Below are 17,548 nucleotides of genomic sequence, written 5' to 3' on the forward strand. Positions count from 1 at the left end.
GGGTCCAGGGTCGGTGGTCAGACGGTCACGTGCAGGCGGACATCAACGTTGCCACGGGTGGCGTTGGAGTACGGGCAGACTTGGTGAGCCGCATCCACCAGGCTTTGCGCGTCGGTCTGGTCCAGCCCTGGCAGGCTGATGTGCAGGTCGATGTCGAGGCCGAAACCGCCGGGGATCTGGCCGATGCCGACATGGGCGGTAATCGAGGCGTCATCCGGGATCTTGCGTTTGCTCTGGCTGGCAACGAATTTCAGTGCGCCGATGAAGCAGGCCGAGTAGCCGGCGGCGAACAGTTGCTCAGGGTTGGTCGCCGCACCGCCTGCACCGCCGAGTTCCTTGGGCGTGGCAAGTTTGACGTCGAGGATGTTGTCGCTGGAGATCGCACGACCATCACGGCCGCCGGTGGAGGTTGCGATTGCGGTGTAGAGCGTTTGCATGATGAGAGCCTCGTTTCTGGGTTTGTGTTATTGCGCTAAATGTTTGCGCGCTAAGTAGGTATAAAGCGAATGTATAGCGCTAATATTTTGTGCGCAAGATAAATTTTCGAGGCGAATCGGATTTTCGAAGCTGAGAAGGCTTGTAACCTTTGAGCTAGAGCGTTTTAGTGCAGCAAAAATTTTTTTGGATGGGCTAGTTACAGATCAGGGAGCGACAGGGGCTGCCGCCATTGCGAGCAAGCTCGCTCCCACATTGGATTTGCGTCGAACGCAGATTTATAGCCACTGAGCATCAAGTGTGGGAGCGAGCTTGCTCGCGATAGCGGTGGGTCAGTTGAAGGTCAGTCAGAGGCTGTCTTGCAAATGCCCGCGCAGCGCTTGCAGATCAAGCTGCAGCTTCTTCAACTGTTCCAGGGTCTGACCGCTGGCGGCGAGGATGCATTGGGGGATGTCGAGGGCTTTTTCGCGCAGGGCGCGGCCCTGTTCGGTGAGTTCGACAATCACCACGCGTTCGTCTTCACGGCTGCGGGTGCGGCTCAGCAGGCCTTCGGCCTCCAGGCGCTTGAGCAGCGGCGTCAGCGAGCCGGGGTCTGTCAGTAGGCGCGTGCTGATTTCTCCGACGGTCAATCCGTCCTTCTCCCACAACACCATCATCGCCAGGTACTGCGGATACGTCAGGCCCAGGGCCTGTAGTAGCGGCTTATAGACTTTGGTCATCAGCAGCGATGTGGAGTGCAGGGCGAAACAGACCTGGTTGTCGAGCAGCAGGGCTTCGCAGGCTTCGGGGGTGTCGTGCGGGGTGTTCATGGCAAAACCTTCAATCAATGATCGGTACGAATCTAGCGGGCGAATCTTTAATGCGCCAGATAAATTTGATGTCTTGCACCGATGTTGCGTTTCCCCGTCGGCGCCGACTGCGTAGGATAAGGCCCCTAAGGAAAGGGGAATCGTCTTGTTCGAATTTGCGCAGTTTTTGGTGTTTGGTGCCGTGTTGGGCACCCTCGGGGGATTGTTCGGCATCGGTGGTGGCCTGATCGCCATTCCGGTGCTGGGCGTCTGGTTCGGCCTCGACCAGCAACTGGCCCAAGGTACGGCGCTGGTCATGGTGGTGCCCAACGTGATGCTCGCATTGTGGCGCTATCACCAGCGCAATCGCATCGAATTGCGCCATGCCCTGCCGTTGGCTTCCATGGGATTCTGCTTTGCCTGGCTTGGTTCGATCTGGGCGGTGGGGATCGACGCGAACAGCATGCGGATCGGCTTCGTCGCGTTCCTGATCGCCCTGACACTCTACAACCTGGCCCGCATGTTCGTCGCCAACGCACCGGCTTCGGCGCAGATGCGCTATGGCTGGCCATGGCTCGGCGTGCTGGGAGCCGCATCCGGGACCATGGGCGGTTTGTTCGGTGTCGGCGGGGCCGTGGTCGCGACGCCGATCCTGACCAGCATCTTTGGCACCAGCCAGGTGGTTGCCCAAGGTTTGTCCCTGGCGCTGGCCTTGCCCAGTACCGGCGTGACCCTCGCCACTTATGCGTTTCACCATGAAGTGGACTGGAGCATCGGCCTGCCGCTGGCCGTCGGTGGCCTGCTGAGCATCAGTTGGGGGGTGAAAGTCGCCCACGCCTTGCCGGAGCGGCTGTTGCGCGGGCTGTTCTGCGGTTTCCTGGTGCTGTGCGCGGTACTGCTCACCTTTAAAGCTTGAAACCGTCGACGATGTGCTCGGCCAGGCACTCGGTGATCGGCGATGGGTTATGCAGGTTGCGGATCAGCATGATGCTGGCCTCGGGCAGTTCCGGCAGGTCTTCAGCCTTGCCCAGCACGCGCATGTCCGGGGTCAGCAGGCTTTCCAGTTGCGCCGTGATCGCCAGGCCGGCGCCCACCACTGCCATGAGCGCCGACAGGCTCGAGCTGTTGTACGCCACGCGATAATCGCGGCCCATGGCATCCAGCGCATTGCACGCCCATTGTCGGCAGAAACAGTCACTGTTGAACATCGCCAGCGGCAGCGGTGTTTGTTCATGGACGTTGAAGCAGGCGGCTTCGGCCCAGACAAAGCGCTCCTTGCGCAGCAACTGGCCGATTTCGTCCCCCGGTTTGCGGGTGACGATGGACAGGTCCAGGTCCTGGCGCAGCAGCAACTGCTTGGACGATTCGCAGTGCACTTCAATTTCGATCAGGGGGTAGAACTGGGCGAAGCGTTGCAGGATGCCTGGCAGGAAGCGCATCACGTAATCGTCCGGCGTGCCGATGCGCACCGTGCCGACCATGTGCGGTTCGCGCAGGGTATTGAACACCTCGCTGTGCAGCTTGAGGATCCGCCTGGCGTAGCCCAGCAGCACCTGGCCTTCGGCGGTGAGCTTGACTTGGCGCCCATCACGTTCGAACAGCCGCCGTTGCAATACGTCTTCTTCGAGCCGCTTCATCTGCATGCTGACGGCCGACTGGGTGCGATTGACCAATTCCCCGGCCCGGGTGAAACCGCCCTGGTCGGCGATGGCGACAAAGGTACGCAGCACTTCCGTATCGATGCTCGGGTAACTCGACAATTGATCAATCTCCGAGATGTATTGCATAAGAAACATTCGTTGGATTGATCTTAGCGTTAGCGCGAGACTTGAGCCATCCCCAACGGAGGACATCACGATGAAAGGTCAAAAAGGTTATCTACTGATAGACAAACTCTCCCACGGCTTTTCCGTCAGCGCCCTGCTGCACAAGTTTAGCCGCTGGTACGAATTGCACCACGAGCGCGAACTGCTGGCCGGAATGAGCGATGAGGCGCTCAAGGACATTGGCGTGAGTCGTGCAGACGTGGAGCAGGAAGTGGTCCGGCCATTCTGGGATGACCCAATTCACAAATGAGCCATCCTTTCCTACACAAACCCCTTATTGGTGAGGTAGGTTGCGAGCAGAGAAGGAGATCTCCATGCCCGCGACTCTGTCCTTTACCCTCAAACAGGCCCGGCGCCTGGCGTTGGCCGCCCAAGGATTCGATGGGCGGTCGCCGCCAGCTTCGGTGCAACCCTCACGCCTCAACCGCCTGATCGAACGCCTCGGCGTCCTGCAGATCGACTCAGTCAATGCGTTGGTGCGCTCGCATTACCTCCCGCTGTTCTCCCGCCTCGGTCACTACAATCGCGATTTGCTCGATCAGGCCGCCTGGAGCCAGGGGCGACGTCGCACGCTGTTCGAATATTGGGGCCATGAAGCGTCGCTGTTGCCGATGTCAATGTATCCGCTGATGCGCTGGCGCATGAGTCGGGCGTCGGGTGGCGAAGGGATTTATCAGCAGTTGGCGCGTTTCGGTCATGAGCGTCAGGACGTTATTCGCCGCGTTCTGGCTTCGGTGCAGGAGCAGGGCGCCATTGGTGCGGGCAGCTTGTCCACGCGCAAGGAAAAGGCCGGGCCCTGGTGGGACTGGAGTGCCGAAAAGCACGCGCTGGAATGGCTGTTCGCCGCGGGCGAAGTCACGGTGGCGGGGCGGCGCGGGTTCGAGCGGCTCTACGACTTGCCCGAGCGGGTACTGCCGGCCTCGATCCTGCAGCAACCGTTGCCGGACGAGGCCCAGGCCCAACGCGCCTTGCTGCTACATGCAGCGGACGCCTTGGGTATTGCGACCGAGAAAGACTTGCGCGACTACTTTCGCCTCGACCCGGCCGACAGCCGTGGGCGCTTGGCCGAACTGGAAGAGGCCGGGGAACTGCTGCGCTGCCAGGTGCAGGGCTGGAAACAACCGGCCTGGTGCCGACCCGCGGCGAAAATTCCTCGCAAGGTCGCCGCCAGTGCCTTGCTTTCGCCGTTCGACTCGCTGGTCTGGGAGCGCGGCCGTACCGAGCGGTTGTTCGATTTTCGCTACCGGCTGGAGATCTACACACCTGTCCACAAGCGGGTGTACGGCTATTACGTGTTGCCGTTCCTGCACCACGAACGCATCGCGGCTCGGGTGGACCTGCGGGCAGAGCGGGCCTTGGGGCAGTTGGCCGTGCATGCCGTGCACGAGGATGCGTCGGGGCTGGACGAGGAGGGGATGCTAGCCCTGGCGCTGAACCTGCAGCGCATGGCTCGGTGGCTGGGGCTGGAGCGGGTCCAGCTCAATTGTCAGCGGGTGAGTGGGGTGCGGTTGGCGGTGGCATTGGCGCAGATCGATGGTGACTGAGGCATCGCCATCGCGAGCAAGCTCCCACATTGGATCTGCTGTGAGCACATGACTTGTGGTCACCCAGGTTCCCCTGTGGGAGCGAGCTTGCTCGCGATAGCAATCCAGCAGGCGACAAATGCCTTACTGGCTCACCGCCGAACCTGCTTCAACGTCTCTGCAATCAGGAAAGCCAGCTCCAGTGACTGATCGGCATTCATCCGCGGGTCGCAGTGGGTGTGGTAGCGGTCCGATAGTCCGTCCTCGGTAATCGGGCGTGCGCCGCCGATGCATTCGGTGACGTTTTGCCCGGTCATTTCGATGTGAATCCCGCCGGCATAGGTGCCTTCGGCTGCGTGGACCTGGAAGAACTGCTTCACTTCACCGAGGATCTGCGCAAAGTCCCGGGTCTTGTAGCCGCTGCTGGCTTTGATGGTATTGCCGTGCATGGGGTCGCAGCTCCATAGCACTTGCTTGCCTTCACGCTGCACGGCGCGCAACAGCGGCGGCAAGTGTTCGCCGACCTTGTTGGCGCCCATCCGGGCGATCAGGTTCAACCGGCCGGGGTCGTTCTGCGGGTTGAGCACGTCGATCAGGCGGATCAGGTCGTCCGGGTCCATGCTCGGACCGACCTTGACCCCGATCGGGTTGTGCACCCCACGCAAGAATTCCACATGGGCGCCGTCCAACTGACGGGTGCGGTCGCCGATCCACAGCATGTGGGCCGAGCAGTCGTAATAGTCGTTGGTCAGGCTGTCACGACGCACGAAGGCTTCTTCGTAATTGAGCAGCAGCGCTTCGTGGGCGGTGAAAAAGCTGGTTTCGCGCAGTTGCGGCGAGCTGTCCATGCCGCAGGCGCGCATGAATGCCAGGGTTTCGTCGATGCGGTCGGCCAGGTGGCTGTACTTTTCGGCCAGGGCCGAATTGGCGATGAAATCCAGGTTCCACTTGTGCACCTGGTGCAGGTCGGCGAACCCGCCCTGGGCGAAGGCGCGCAGCAGGTTCAAGGTGGCAGTGGATTGGTGGTAGGACTGCAGCAACCGCTCCGGGTCCGGTACGCGGCTTTTTTCATCGAAACCGATACCGTTGACGATGTCGCCGCGATAGGCCGGCAGGGTCACGCCGTCGATGGTTTCGTCGTTCGCCGAACGCGGCTTGGCGAACTGCCCGGCCATGCGCCCGACCTTGACCACAGGGCAGCCGGCGGCAAAGGTCATGACGATCGCCATCTGCAAGAGCACCTTGAAGGTGTCGCGGATCTTGGCCGCCGAGAACTCGGCAAAGCTTTCGGCGCAGTCGCCGCCTTGCAGCAGGAACGCCCGGCCCTGGGTCACCTCGGCGAACTGACGGCGCAACTCCCGGGCTTCACCGGCAAACACCAGTGGCGGATAGCTGGCCAGGGTCTGCTCCACCTGCAACAGGTGCGCGGCGTCGGGGTAGCAGGGTTGTTGCTGGATCGGCAGGGCGCGCCAGCTGTCAGGGCTCCAGGGTTGGCTCATCATGATCTCTAGGTGATTTACGCTTGGACGGCCATGTTATCAGCAAATTAGTGCGTGACCTGCTCCGGTTGCTTCGCGGACAATCGCGCCTTTGTCCCGTATACGCAGGCTCAAGCCGGCACGGCCACCATCAGGAGATGAAATGACAGAGGAACGCGTCGAGCATTTGCTCGCCGAGGTGCACGACGAGTTCGGCATGATTCGCGTATTCGAAGTGGCCGATTACCGGTTTCTCGAGTTTGGCGATGCCATCGAGCAGAGTTGCGTGTTCACAGCCGATCCGAGCTGGCTCGAATATGACTATACCCGCGCCATGCTCATCGGCGCGTTGTGTCACGAGCAGCCGGAAAGTGCACTGTTTCTGGGGCTGGGCGCCGGTACCTTGACCCAGGCCTGCCTCAAGTTCCTGCCGTTGGAAGATGTCGAGGCCATCGAATTGCGCCCCGACGTGCCGCGCCTGGCCATCGAATACCTGGGGTTGGATGACGATCCGCGATTGTATATCCGTATCGGCGATGCACTGGAACTGCTTGAAAGCGCCGAGCCGGCGGACTTGATTTTCGTCGACCTCTATACCGATGTAGGTCCCGGCGTCGGTCACTTGGCGTGGGGCTTCCTGGAAAACTGCCAGAAGCGTCTGAACCCGGGTGGTTGGCTGGTGATCAACCAGTGGGCTACCGATGACGGCAAGCCATTGGGTGCGGCGCTGTTGCGCGGCTTGTACCACCGGCATTATTGGGAGCTACCGGTGAAGGAGGGCAATGTGATCCTGATCGTGCCGGCGGACCTGGATCAGGAACTGGATATGCAAGGGCTGGTCGCCAGGGCCGAAGGACTGGCGCCGCGGCTGGGTTATTCGTTGCAGTCGTTGATCAAGGCGATCCGCCCGGCGACCTGACACCCGTCCAAGGTGTGACCACCCGCTGTGGGAGCAAAGCTTGCTCGCGATGGACACAACTCAATACCTGCGCAAATCGCGGTGCCTGCATCGCGAGCAAGCTTTGCTTCCACAGGTGAAGATGAACCGTTTTAGCACCCCACCCCCGCAACGCCGTGCCTGTGCAAAACAAACGGTTGTACCGTTAACCCCGGGGCCTCTGAAAAAGAGCCCCATAACGGGGTTCGGCAATAAAAAAAGCTCCCTTTTCGGGCGAATTCCGGTATAGTGCGCGCCGGCCTTTAGCCGGGCCGCGTCAAGGTAGCGCAATTCTCCGAAGTCAGCTTCGGTTGCATGTCCGCACAACGGATCTTCCACGACGTTCTTTTTCATTCATTCGTTTTCGCAAATCCCCGCCGACAAAGCAGCCAGGGCGACTCTTGAGTCTCAACACGGCATGCGCAGCTTTGGAGCATGGGTCTTTGCGGATGCACTTAGAGGCAGACCCATGACCCAGGAAACCGGCGGCTTCGCCGCTTTTAATCTCAACCCGAACATTCTTGCTGCCGTCACTGCGACCGGCTACGAAGAACCTTCGGCGATTCAGCAGCAATCGATCCCGATCATCATGGCCGGCCACGACATGATTGGTCAGGCGCAAACCGGTACGGGTAAAACCGCCGCGTTCGCCCTGCCGATCCTGCATCGCATCGATCCTGCCAAGCGCGAACCGCAAGCCCTGATCCTGGCGCCAACTCGTGAGTTGGCGCTGCAAGTAGCAACCGCTTTCGAAACCTATTCCAAGCAGATGCCTGGCGTTACCGTCGTGGCCGTTTATGGCGGCGCCCCGATGGGCCCGCAGCTGAAAGCCATCCGTAATGGCGCGCAGATCGTTGTCGCCACTCCGGGTCGTCTGTGCGATCACCTGCGTCGTGACGAAAAAGTCCTGGCCACCGTGAACCACCTGGTTCTCGACGAAGCCGACGAAATGCTCAAGCTGGGTTTCATGGATGACCTGGAAGTCATCTTCAAGGCCCTGCCAGCCACCCGCCAGACTGTATTGTTCTCGGCCACCCTGCCGCAATCGATCCGTGCCATTGCCGAGCGCCACCTGCGCGATCCGCAACACGTGAAGATCCAGACCAAGACCCAGACCGTCACCGCGATCGAACAGGCTCACCTGCTGGTTCACGCTGACCAGAAGACGTCTGCCGTTCTCAGCTTGCTGGAAGTGGAAGACTTCGACGCCCTGATCATGTTCGTGCGCACCAAGCAAGCGACCCTGGACCTGGCCAGCGCCCTGGAAGCCAAAGGCTACAAAGCCGCTGCGCTGAACGGTGACATTGCCCAGAACCAGCGTGAGCGCGTGATCGACTCCCTCAAGGATGGCCGCCTGGACATCGTTGTGGCGACCGACGTCGCTGCCCGTGGCCTGGACGTTCCGCGCATCACCCACGTATTCAACGTGGACATGCCGTACGATCCGGAATCCTACGTTCACCGTATCGGCCGTACCGGCCGTGCCGGTCGCGAAGGCCGTGCGCTGCTGCTGGTCACCCCGCGTGAGCGTCGCATGCTGCAAGTGATCGAGCGTGTAACTGGCCAGAAGGTTGCTGAAGTTCGCCTGCCGGACGCCCAGGCCGTTCTCGATGCCCGCATCAAGAAACTGACCAACAGCCTGTCGCCACTGGTGGCTGACGCCGAATCGACCCACGGTGATCTGCTCGATCGCCTGACCGCCGACATCGGTTGCACCCCACGCGCCCTGGCCGCCGCACTGCTGCGCAAGGCCACCAATGGCCAAGCGCTGAACCTGGCTGCAATCGAGAAAGAACGTCCCCTGGTGCCGAACAACGCACCGCGTGGCGATCGTCCTGAGCGCACCGGTGATCGTCCGGATCGTGGTGACCGCGAGCGTCGTGCTCCGATCCCGCTGGCCGAAGGTCGTGCTCGCTGCCGTACCGCGCTGGGTGCCCGTGACGGCATCGCTGCCAAGAACCTGCTGGGTGCCATCCTCAACGAAGGCGGCCTGGCCCGCGAAGCGATCGGCCGCATCCAGGTGCGTGACAGCTTCAGCCTGGTAGAGCTGCCGGAAGATGGTCTGGAGAAGTTGCTGACCAAACTGAAGGACACTCGTGTCGCCGGCAAGCAGCTCAAACTGCGTCGCTATCGCGAAGATTGATCCGCTCTAGGGCTGATTGATCGAACATAAAAAATCCCCGACTGGTTCGGGGATTTTTTTGCCTGTCGTTTGGTGTTCCTTCAGGTTGATTGGCGTTGTCCCGTTCGCCAGCAAGCCCACACATTCGATCTGCGTTTCCTGTGGGAGCGGGCTTGCTCGCGAATGGAGCGACTCGGTCTATCGGTCAGTCAAACCGATAAATGTCCATCCCCAGAGCGCCCATCGTGAACCCTTGGTGGACAGCACTGAATTTCCCACCGGCACCCCGGGCAAAATACAGCGGCAGCAAGTGCTCATCGCTGGGGTGGCTGCGCACGGCGTTCGGCGCCTGGCGACGGTAATCATGCAGTGCGTTCTCGTCGTCGGCCGCCAGCGTCCCAACCATCCAATCGCGAAAGGCCTTGGCCCAGGGCTCAATGCTGTCGGGGCCGGCGTTCCAGTCCAGGTCGCGCAGGTTATGGGTGATACTGCCAGAACCGATCAGCAAGATGCCCTGTTGGCGCAGGTTCGCCAGGGCCTGGCCGACCTGTGTCTGCAACACCGGTCCCTGGCGGCTGGGCAGGGAAACCTGCACCACCGGGATGTCGGCCTCGGGGTACATCAAGGACAATGGTACCCAGACGCCATGGTCGAACGGCCGTTGAGGGTCCAGGCGTGCCGGCAGGTGCGCGGCGTTGAGCATGGCTGCGACTTGCGCCGCCAGTTGAGGATCGCCAGGCGCGGGGTACTGCACCTCATACAGGGCCGGTGGGAAGCCGCCGAAGTCGTGCCACGTGCGTGGCTGCGGATTGGCGCTGACCAACAGTTCGTTGCTTTCCCAGTGGGCGGACACGATGACGATGGCCTTGGGCTTGGGTAATTGAGCGGCCAGGCGAGCCAATGCCGGACCGCTGTCGCCGGGTTCCAGGGCAAGCATCGGTGAGCCATGGGAGATAAACAGGCTGGGCAGCATGAAGGGGCTCCTGAGCGTTAAGATGGGGTCATCTTCCATTAGGTCAATGATCTAAATCTAATATAAGTTTTAACCCGTTTTGATCGATTTTTTTGGAGTGAATCATGGAGCCCGAGTTTTGGCACAAGCGCTGGTCATCGAACCAGATCGGTTTTCACTTGCCGGAGGTGAACCCTTACCTGCAACGTTTCTGGCCGCAACTGGGGCTGGCCCAAGGCAGTCGGGTGCTGGTGCCGTTGTGTGGGAAAAGCCTGGATCTGCTGTGGCTTGCCCATCAGGGCTATTCGGTGCTGGGCGTGGAGTTGTCGGAAAAAGCCGCCACTGATTTTTTCCTTGAGCATCAGCTTGAGCCGAGCATCAGTGAAGAGGGCGCGTTCAAGGTATTTCGGTCCGGTGATATCGAAATCCGATGCGGTGACTTCTTTGCCTTGGAACGCGAGGATGTGGCTGATTGCGCGGCACTGTACGACCGTGCCGCGTTGATCGCCTTGCCCGTGCCGATGCGCGAGCGGTACGCGGCCCATCTGCAGAAGATCTTGCCCAATGGCACCGGATTGTTGATTACCCTGGATTACAACCAGGATGAAATGCCTGGCCCGCCGTTCTCTGTCGGGGATGATGAGGTGCGGCGGCTGCTGGGAGGTGCCTGGCAGTTGGAGGTGTTGCAGGAAGAGGATGTGCTGGGGGAAAGCTGGAAGTTCTTGCAGGCGGGGGTGACGAGGTTGGATGAGCGGGTGTATCGGATTTCCTGGCGTTGATGTTGTGTGTTTATGCTCGTGCCCACAGTTGATCTGCTGTGAACAATGACTCTGGGGGGGGGTATATCCGTTGCTGCAGCAACGGATATACACACCAAAACAAGTAGATACCGCAAAAAAACGGCGCTTCCCATTTCTGAAAGAAGCGCCGTTTTTCCAAGCTGAACTGCATTACGCATTTCTGCGGGTTTTCTCTTGAGGCTAACGATCAGCCCCGACGACGCAGTGCGTCGATACGCTCTTCCAGCGGCGGGTGGCTCATGAACATGCGCGCCAGGCCCTGCTTGATGCCACCGTTGATGCCAAAGGCACTCAGGGTGTCGGGCATGTGCACTGGCAGGCCTTGCTCGGCGCGCAGGCGTTGCAGGGCACCGATCATGGCGCTGGTGCCGGCCAGGCGTGCACCGGCGTCGTCGGCGCGGAACTCGCGTTTGCGCGAGAACCACATGACGATGGCGCTGGCGAGGATGCCCAGTACCAGCTCGGCGAAGATGGTCGCCACGTAGTAGGCGATGCCCTGGCCTTCTTCGTTCTTGAAGATCACCTTGTCGACGAAGTTGCCGATGATGCGGGCGAAGAACATCACGAAGGTGTTCACCACGCCCTGGATCAGTGCCAGGGTCACCATGTCGCCGTTGGCGACGTGGCCGATCTCGTGGGCCAGCACGGCCTTGACTTCATCTGGCGAGAACCGCTCGAGCAAACCCTGGCTGACGGCGACCAGTGCGTCGTTCTTGTTCCAGCCGGTGGCGAAGGCGTTGGCTTCGTAGGCTGGGAAGATACCGACTTCCGGCATCTTGATACCGGCTTCGCGGGACAATTGCTCGACGGTTTGCAGCAGCCATTGTTCGTGGCGAGTGCGCGGCTGGCTGATGATCTGGGTGCTGGTGCTCATCTTCGCCATCCACTTGGAGATGAACAGCGAGAACAGGGAACCGGCGAAACCGAACACCGCACAGAAAATCAGCAGCTGATTGAGGTTGAGGTCAACCCCATTGGCCGCCATGAACCCGTTGAAGCCGAAGAGGCTCAGGGTGATGCTGGCAATCAGCACGACCGCCAGGTTGGTGGCCAAGAACAGCAGGATGCGCATCATGGTTGTGAAAATCTCCTCATGCTAAAGATGTAGCGTTATGCGGGGTATATAAGGTGCTGCCGCAGGCTATTCAACTCACCGACTATTTCAAACTGTGTCCTACAAGCGTCCTAAATGTTTGAAAGACTTTTCTGAAAGTGACTAGGGAAAAGAAATACGGCGTTTGCCCCCCGTGAACGTTGAGCCGAGGTGCTTGTCGGCTGTCCAGCGCCCTAGTGTAGAAGGCCTTGTGGAGTCGACAGAACGGATATGTTGCTGAATCAAACAGCGTGCGAGGCGAGGACTCCTCGCACGCTGTCTGGTTTATTGACGGTAGGACTTGAGGAAGTTGCCGATCCGGCCGATGGCCTGGTCGAGGTCATCGACCCGCGGCAGGGTCACGACGCGGAAGTGATCCGGCCACGGCCAGTTGAACGCCGTGCCCTGGACCACCAGCAGCTTCTCGGACAGCAGCAGGTCGAGGACGAATTTTTCATCGTTGTGGATCGGGCAGACCTTCGGGTCGATCCGCGGGAAGGCGTACAGCGCGCCCATCGGCTTGACGCAACTGACACCGGGAATGTCGTTGAGCAGTTCCCAGGTGCGATTTCGCTGTTCCAGCAGCCGGCCCTGGGGCAGGATCAGGTCGTTGATGCTCTGGTAGCCGCCCAGCGCCGTCTGGATCGCATGCTGGCTCGGCACGTTGGCACACAGGCGCATGTTGGCCAGCATATCGATGCCCTCGATGTAGCTCTGGGCGTGATGCTTGGGGCCGGAAATGACGACCCAGCCTGAGCGGAAACCCGCTACCCGATAGGATTTTGACAGGCCGTTGAAGGTCAGGCACAGCAGGTCCGGTGCCAGGGATGCAGTGCAGATGTGCACGGCGTCATCGTAGAGGATCTTGTCGTAGATCTCGTCGGAGAACACCACCAGGTTGTGCTGGCGGGCCAGTTCCAACATGCCCAGCAGCACTTCCCTGGAGTATACGGCGCCAGTCGGGTTGTTCGGGTTGATGATCACCAGCGCCTTGGTATTGGGCGTGATCTTGGCCTTGATGTCCGCCAGGTCAGGGAACCAGTTGGCCTGTTCGTCGCACAGGTAATGCACCGGGTTGCCACCGGACAGGCTCACGGCAGCGGTCCACAGCGGATAGTCCGGCGCCGGTACCAGCACTTCATCGCCGTTGTTGAGCAGGGCCTGCATCGACATCACGATCAGTTCGGACACGCCGTTACCCAGGTAGATGTCCTCGATGCCGACGCCTTCGACCTGTTTCTGCTGGTAGTACTGCATCACGGCCTTGCGGGCACTGAACAGGCCCTTGGAGTCGCTGTAGCCCTGGGCGGTCGGCAGGTTGCGGATGACGTCCTGGAGGATTTCATCGGGCGCTTCGAAACCAAAGGGGGCCGGGTTGCCGATGTTCAGCTTGAGGATGCGATGGCCTTCCTCTTCCAGGCGTTTGGCGTGCTTGAGCACCGGGCCGCGAATGTCGTAGCAGACGTTGGCGAGCTTGTTCGATTTGCTGACCTGCATGGCGATGTGTTCCCGAAAATGAACGATCCAGGCGGCGTATGAACTACCGTACTGGGAATCCTGCGTCTGTGCCCAGGCCTGACGCGGTATAAGGCGCCACAATCCGTTTGAATGCGCATGACGTGACTGCCAGACTGGCGCCTGACGAGGCGCAATCATACGTGCCGCCCGATCTGCGGAAAAGCGTCGGATCGGGCTTTTTCAATTGCCGAGGTAGGACGATGGAAAAGTTGGAAAAAACCCTTGAACAATGGCGCTCGATGCTTGACCCGGAGCAGTACAACGTTTGTCGGCTCAAGGGCACCGAGCGGCCATTCTCCGGTAAATACAACGCCACCAAGACCGACGGTGTGTACCACTGCATCTGCTGCAACGAGCCGTTGTTCGATTCCAAGACCAAATTCGATTCCGGTTGTGGCTGGCCGAGTTTCTACGCGCCGATCGAGGGCAGCGCGGTGGTGGAGGTGCGGGACGTCAGCCACGGCATGATTCGCACCGAGGTGGTCTGCGCCAAATGCGACGCCCACCTGGGCCACGTCTTCCCCGACGGCCCACCGCCCACGGGTTTGCGGTACTGCATCAACTCGGTGTGCCTGGATCTGGTCCCCCGAGAATAATTCGGTGGAGCAAAGCTTGTTCGCGAAACAGGGTGTCTCGATTTCTGAACGACCGTATCGCCTTTATCGCGGGCAAGCCTTGCTCCCACAGTCTGCGGAGTGGGTAATTCGGATAATTAAATTGCATGCAATTTAATTGCTCACTATCTTAACCCGCCTGTCCTATAACTTTTCGGAGCCTTGCCATGAGCGACAACCTGCTGAGCATCCCGTGCACCACCATCAAGGGTGAGCAAAAGACTCTCGCCGATTTTTCCGGCAAGGCCGTGCTGGTGGTCAACACGGCCAGCCAGTGCGGGTTCACCCCGCAGTACAAGGGGCTTGAGGCGCTGTGGCAGACCTACAAGGACCAGGGCCTGGTGGTGTTGGGCTTTCCCTGCAATCAGTTCGGCAAGCAGGAGCCGGGCAACGAGGGGGCGATCACCGAATTCTGCGAGCTGAACTTCGGCGTGAGTTTTCCGCTGTTCAAGAAAATCGAGGTCAACGGCGCCAACGCCCATCCGCTGTTCGTCCAGCTTAAGCAGCGGGCGCCCGGCGTGCTGGGGTCCAAAGGCATCAAGTGGAACTTCACCAAGTTCCTGATCGGCAAGGATGGTCAGGTGGTCAAGCGTTTTGCCCCGACCACCAAGCCCCAGGACCTGACCGGTGAGATCGAAGCACTGCTCAAATGAATGACCTGTCAGTCGATTCGCTGAAGCTCGACAGCCAGTTGTGCTTCAAGCTGTACGCTGCTTCGCGTGCAGTGATCCGTGGCTACAAGCCAATGCTCGATCAACTTGGCCTGACCTATCCGCAATACCTGGCGATGCTGGTGTTGTGGGAATGGCAGGACACGGCCCCGCCACAGCCGACGGTCAAGGCCCTGGGGGAGCGTTTGTTGCTGGATTCCGGCACGCTGACGCCGCTGCTCAAGCGCCTGGAGCAACTGGACCTGGTCCAGCGCCAGCGTTCGGCCCGGGACGAGCGAGAGATGCACTTGAGCCTAACGGCTGCCGGGCGAGCCTTGCGTGAGCAGGTTGGCCCGCTCAAGGCTCGCCTGTTGTGTGACAGTGGTATCGACCTGGACCGCCTGGGCGCGTTGCGAGACGGCCTCGATCACCTGCTGGGCCAGATCAAAGCGCTGACGTAGTCGGCACCCACTGGTCCAGCACGGCTGCCAGTTCTTCGCGGCGGAACGGCTTGGACAGGTAATCGTTCATGCCGGCCGCGCGGCAGCGCTCGCGTTCTTCAGGCATCGCGTTGGCCGTCAGGGCAACGATCGGCAGGTCCGACCAGCGCCCGCTGCGGCGGATCTGCCGGCTGGCTTCGTAACCGTCCATCACCGGCATGTTGCAGTCCATCAACACCAGGTCGAACACTCGCTGTTCCAGTTGATCCAGCGCTTCGACGCCGTGGGCGGCGACGCTGACTTCGCAGCCCAGCTTCACCAGCATGCCCTTGGCCACCAGTTGGTTGACCGGATTGTCCTCCACCAGCAGCACCCGTCCACGCCTGGCTGGCGTCAGGGTTTCGATCTGTGCGTCATTGATGGTGGTGGCCTCGCTTTGCATGGCGCGCCGCAGAATCTGGTACAGCGCATGGCGTGCCAGCGGTCGGGCCTGTTGTATCAGCGGAGCGAGGGCGGCGGCTTCTTCGCTGGGCATGAAACTGCCATAGGCGGTCACCAGCAGGATCGGCGCATCAAAGGTCGGCCGCAGGTTGAACAGGCATTCCGGGCAGTCCGTGATCAGCACGTCAGGCTTGAGGCCCAGCAACCCGTCATCGATGGAGCGCTGCACATAATCCAGTCCCCACCCCGGCAACAGCATGCCGAGCAACTCGGCCAGGCCGCTGCTGCTGGCGGTGATGGCGACGACGTTGCCGCGCAACGGTTCGACCGGCGTTGCCGGGAGATGGCAGGGCAGGGGCAGGTCGGCACAGAACTGACTGCCAAAGCCGGCTTCGGAGCTGATGGTCAACCGGCCCTGCATGGCTTCGCAGAGGTTGTAAGTCAGTGCCAGGCCCAGCCCGGTGCCGCCAAACTGGCGGGTAATCCCGGCGCCGGCCTGGGTGAACGGTTGCAGGATTCTTGCCTGGGCTTCCTGGGGAATGCCGATGCCTGTGTCGCAGACCTCGATGCGCACGCCGCCTTCGTAATGGCTCAACTTCACGTCAACCCGGCCGAAGCGCGTGAACTTCAATGCGTTGGACAACAGGTTACTGACGATCTGGCGCACCCGGGTCGGGTCGCCGAGTACCTGCGCCGGAAACTGCGGGTCGATCAGGCAGGCCAGTTCAACGCTGGGGGCCGCATTCTGGGAAAGCAGGTTGGCGGTATCCTCCACCAGGGAGCCGAGGTCGAACGGGATGCGTTCGAGCTCCAGTTGACCGGCGTCGAATTTCGACAGGTCGAGAATGTCGTTGAGCAGTTCGACCAATACCTTGCCCGAGTCATGGGCAATCGATAGCTGCTGCTGTTGTTCGGCCGTCAGGGGGCCGTCCAGGGACAGGGCGATCATGCCCAGCAGGCCGTTGAGCGGTGTGCGGATCTCGTGGCTCATGTTGGCGAGGAACGCAGAGCGGGCCTCGGCCATGTCCAGGGCCGTGCGTCGGGCCACTTCCAGTTCCTCGTTGGACTGGCTGAGGCGGGCATTGATGGCCTTGAGTTCGGCGGTGCGTGCCGAGACGATGTTCTCCAGTTGCGCCAGGTATTCGGTGAGGCGATTTTCGGCCGTGCGCCGCTGCTGGATTTCGGTGGAGATATTTTCGAATTGTTGGTTGGCGACGGACACCAGTACGCCGATTTCATCGGACTGGTGGCCGCTGGGGCATTCCAGGCGGCTCTGTTCGCCGCTGCTCGGATCGCGGCTGCTCAGTTCGCGAATGACCCGCACCAGGGGCTTGGTCAGCATCACGTAGAACAGTGCCAGCAGCAGGCCGGTGAGGATCAGGCTGCGGGCGAAGCCGTTGAGCAAGGTGACCTCGGCACGGCGCAAAAAACGACTGCCGAACGCATAGGTGTCGACGTCCAGTCGCAATATGCCCAGGGACTCGGCGGGCAGGTGGTCCAGATAGAGCCGGTCCTCGAACTGACGCTGGGCACCGAACAGGAAGTCGCTGATGAACCGGTAGCTGCTTTGCAGCTCTGGCCGCTTGACGCTGGCCAGCACGATATTGTTGTTGTCGATCAACTCGGCCCCAATGATGGCCGGTGAGCGCAACAGGCCCATGGACAGCTCCTGGGCGAGTTCGGCGTCGATGTTGTAGGCGATGCGCGAGGCCGGGTTGTGGCTGATTTCCAGCAGCGAGAGGATTTCACGGTTGATCGATGCGTCTTCGCTGGCATAATCGATGCCGATCTGCATCAGGCTGAGCAAAGTGCCCAACACAAAGCCCACCAGGACGGTCAGGCGGGCCTGCTTGTAGGAAAGCCGTTGGGTGAATCTGATGTCCATTGAGTGATGAACCACTTACGTTTCCCTTCGCCGGTCAAGCATAGCT

The 17,548-nt window shown here is 60.7% G+C and carries 17 protein-coding genes; 9 read left to right on the plus strand and 8 right to left on the minus strand.

The annotated features are described in order from the left end of the window. Nucleotides 1-17: 17 nt before the first annotated feature. Both GFU70_RS08510 and GFU70_RS08515 read right to left on the minus strand, forming a co-directional pair. Nucleotides 18-437, minus strand: a complete 420-nt coding sequence (locus GFU70_RS08510) for an organic hydroperoxide resistance protein (RefSeq protein WP_055127284.1) — start codon at nucleotides 435-437, stop codon at nucleotides 18-20. A 345-nt stretch (nucleotides 438-782) separates the two neighbouring features. After that, nucleotides 783-1,244 (minus strand): MarR family winged helix-turn-helix transcriptional regulator, encoded by a 462-nt coding sequence (locus GFU70_RS08515; RefSeq protein WP_058542430.1) that lies wholly within the window; start codon nucleotides 1,242-1,244, stop codon nucleotides 783-785. A gap of 145 nt (nucleotides 1,245-1,389) precedes the next feature. Between GFU70_RS08515 and GFU70_RS08520 the strand changes: the two genes are divergently transcribed. Next, entirely contained in the window at nucleotides 1,390-2,139 is a 750-nt protein-coding gene (locus GFU70_RS08520; protein WP_058542431.1) for a sulfite exporter TauE/SafE family protein, read from the plus strand. Here the strand turns inward: GFU70_RS08520 and GFU70_RS08525 are convergent. Beyond that, nucleotides 2,129-2,983 carry a LysR substrate-binding domain-containing protein gene (locus GFU70_RS08525; RefSeq protein WP_175359757.1) on the minus strand — a complete coding sequence of 285 codons (855 nt, stop codon included), beginning with the start codon at nucleotides 2,981-2,983 and terminating at the stop codon, nucleotides 2,129-2,131. The genes GFU70_RS08520 and GFU70_RS08525 overlap by 11 nt on opposite strands. A 97-nt stretch (nucleotides 2,984-3,080) precedes the next feature. On the opposite strand from GFU70_RS08525, the gene GFU70_RS08530 reads away from it, so the two are divergent. Both GFU70_RS08530 and GFU70_RS08535 read left to right on the plus strand, forming a co-directional pair. Then, nucleotides 3,081-3,299 carry a DUF1127 domain-containing protein gene (locus tag GFU70_RS08530; protein ID WP_058543206.1) on the plus strand — a complete coding sequence of 73 codons (219 nt, stop codon included), beginning with the start codon at nucleotides 3,081-3,083 and terminating at the stop codon, nucleotides 3,297-3,299. Nucleotides 3,300-3,363: 64 nt separating this feature from the next. Next, nucleotides 3,364-4,593 (plus strand): winged helix-turn-helix domain-containing protein, encoded by a 1,230-nt coding sequence (locus GFU70_RS08535; protein WP_153387867.1) that lies wholly within the window; start codon nucleotides 3,364-3,366, stop codon nucleotides 4,591-4,593. Nucleotides 4,594-4,724: 131 nt separating this feature from the next. Here GFU70_RS08535 and GFU70_RS08540 read toward each other — a convergent pair whose 3' ends face one another. Continuing rightward, nucleotides 4,725-6,071, minus strand: a complete 1,347-nt coding sequence (locus GFU70_RS08540) for a class II 3-deoxy-7-phosphoheptulonate synthase (RefSeq protein ID WP_058543208.1) — start codon at nucleotides 6,069-6,071, stop codon at nucleotides 4,725-4,727. 142 nt (nucleotides 6,072-6,213) lie between these two features. Here GFU70_RS08540 and GFU70_RS08545 point away from each other — a divergent pair, with 142 nt between their 5' ends. Next, nucleotides 6,214-6,969, plus strand: a complete 756-nt coding sequence (locus GFU70_RS08545; protein ID WP_058543209.1) for a spermidine synthase — start codon at nucleotides 6,214-6,216, stop codon at nucleotides 6,967-6,969. Nucleotides 6,970-7,456: 487 nt separating this feature from the next. Then, nucleotides 7,457-9,130, plus strand: a complete 1,674-nt coding sequence (locus GFU70_RS08550) for a DEAD/DEAH box helicase (RefSeq protein WP_014337279.1) — start codon at nucleotides 7,457-7,459, stop codon at nucleotides 9,128-9,130. 184 nt (nucleotides 9,131-9,314) lie between these two features. Here GFU70_RS08550 and GFU70_RS08555 read toward each other — a convergent pair whose 3' ends face one another. Next, nucleotides 9,315-10,082 (minus strand): DODA-type extradiol aromatic ring-opening family dioxygenase, encoded by a 768-nt coding sequence (locus GFU70_RS08555; RefSeq protein WP_058543210.1) that lies wholly within the window; start codon nucleotides 10,080-10,082, stop codon nucleotides 9,315-9,317. A gap of 104 nt (nucleotides 10,083-10,186) precedes the next feature. Here GFU70_RS08555 and GFU70_RS08560 point away from each other — a divergent pair, with 104 nt between their 5' ends. Further along, on the plus strand, nucleotides 10,187-10,840 hold the full coding sequence (locus tag GFU70_RS08560) for a thiopurine S-methyltransferase (RefSeq protein ID WP_153387868.1): 654 nt from the start codon (nucleotides 10,187-10,189) through the stop codon (nucleotides 10,838-10,840). A 208-nt stretch (nucleotides 10,841-11,048) separates the two neighbouring features. Here GFU70_RS08560 and htpX read toward each other — a convergent pair whose 3' ends face one another. Then, nucleotides 11,049-11,936, minus strand: a complete 888-nt coding sequence (htpX, locus tag GFU70_RS08565) for a protease HtpX (protein WP_058543211.1) — start codon at nucleotides 11,934-11,936, stop codon at nucleotides 11,049-11,051. 303 nt (nucleotides 11,937-12,239) lie between these two features. Continuing rightward, on the minus strand, nucleotides 12,240-13,451 hold the full coding sequence (locus GFU70_RS08570; RefSeq protein WP_116642884.1) for a pyridoxal phosphate-dependent aminotransferase: 1,212 nt from the start codon (nucleotides 13,449-13,451) through the stop codon (nucleotides 12,240-12,242). A 221-nt stretch (nucleotides 13,452-13,672) separates the two neighbouring features. Between GFU70_RS08570 and msrB the strand changes: the two genes are divergently transcribed. From msrB to GFU70_RS08585, 3 genes are all read left to right on the plus strand, one after another. Beyond that, nucleotides 13,673-14,068 (plus strand): peptide-methionine (R)-S-oxide reductase MsrB, encoded by a 396-nt coding sequence (gene msrB / locus GFU70_RS08575; protein WP_058543213.1) that lies wholly within the window; start codon nucleotides 13,673-13,675, stop codon nucleotides 14,066-14,068. Nucleotides 14,069-14,253: 185 nt separating this feature from the next. Next, on the plus strand, nucleotides 14,254-14,739 hold the full coding sequence (locus GFU70_RS08580) for a glutathione peroxidase (protein WP_153387869.1): 486 nt from the start codon (nucleotides 14,254-14,256) through the stop codon (nucleotides 14,737-14,739). Further along, a complete protein-coding gene (locus GFU70_RS08585) occupies nucleotides 14,736-15,197 on the plus strand; it encodes a MarR family winged helix-turn-helix transcriptional regulator (protein WP_058543214.1) in 462 nt (153 codons plus the stop codon). Before GFU70_RS08580 ends, GFU70_RS08585 begins: the two co-directional genes overlap by 4 nt. Here GFU70_RS08585 and GFU70_RS08590 read toward each other — a convergent pair. Beyond that, the gene (locus GFU70_RS08590) at nucleotides 15,181-17,502 is read right to left on the minus strand and encodes a response regulator (protein ID WP_058543215.1); all 2,322 of its coding nucleotides are present in this window, start codon (nucleotides 17,500-17,502) and stop codon (nucleotides 15,181-15,183) included. The two genes, GFU70_RS08585 and GFU70_RS08590, sit on opposite strands and share 17 nt — an antisense overlap. Nucleotides 17,503-17,548 lie beyond the last annotated feature (46 nt).

The sequence above is a fragment of the Pseudomonas brassicacearum genome, from assembly GCF_009601685.2.
GTDB lineage: Bacteria > Pseudomonadota > Gammaproteobacteria > Pseudomonadales > Pseudomonadaceae > Aquipseudomonas > Aquipseudomonas kilonensis_B.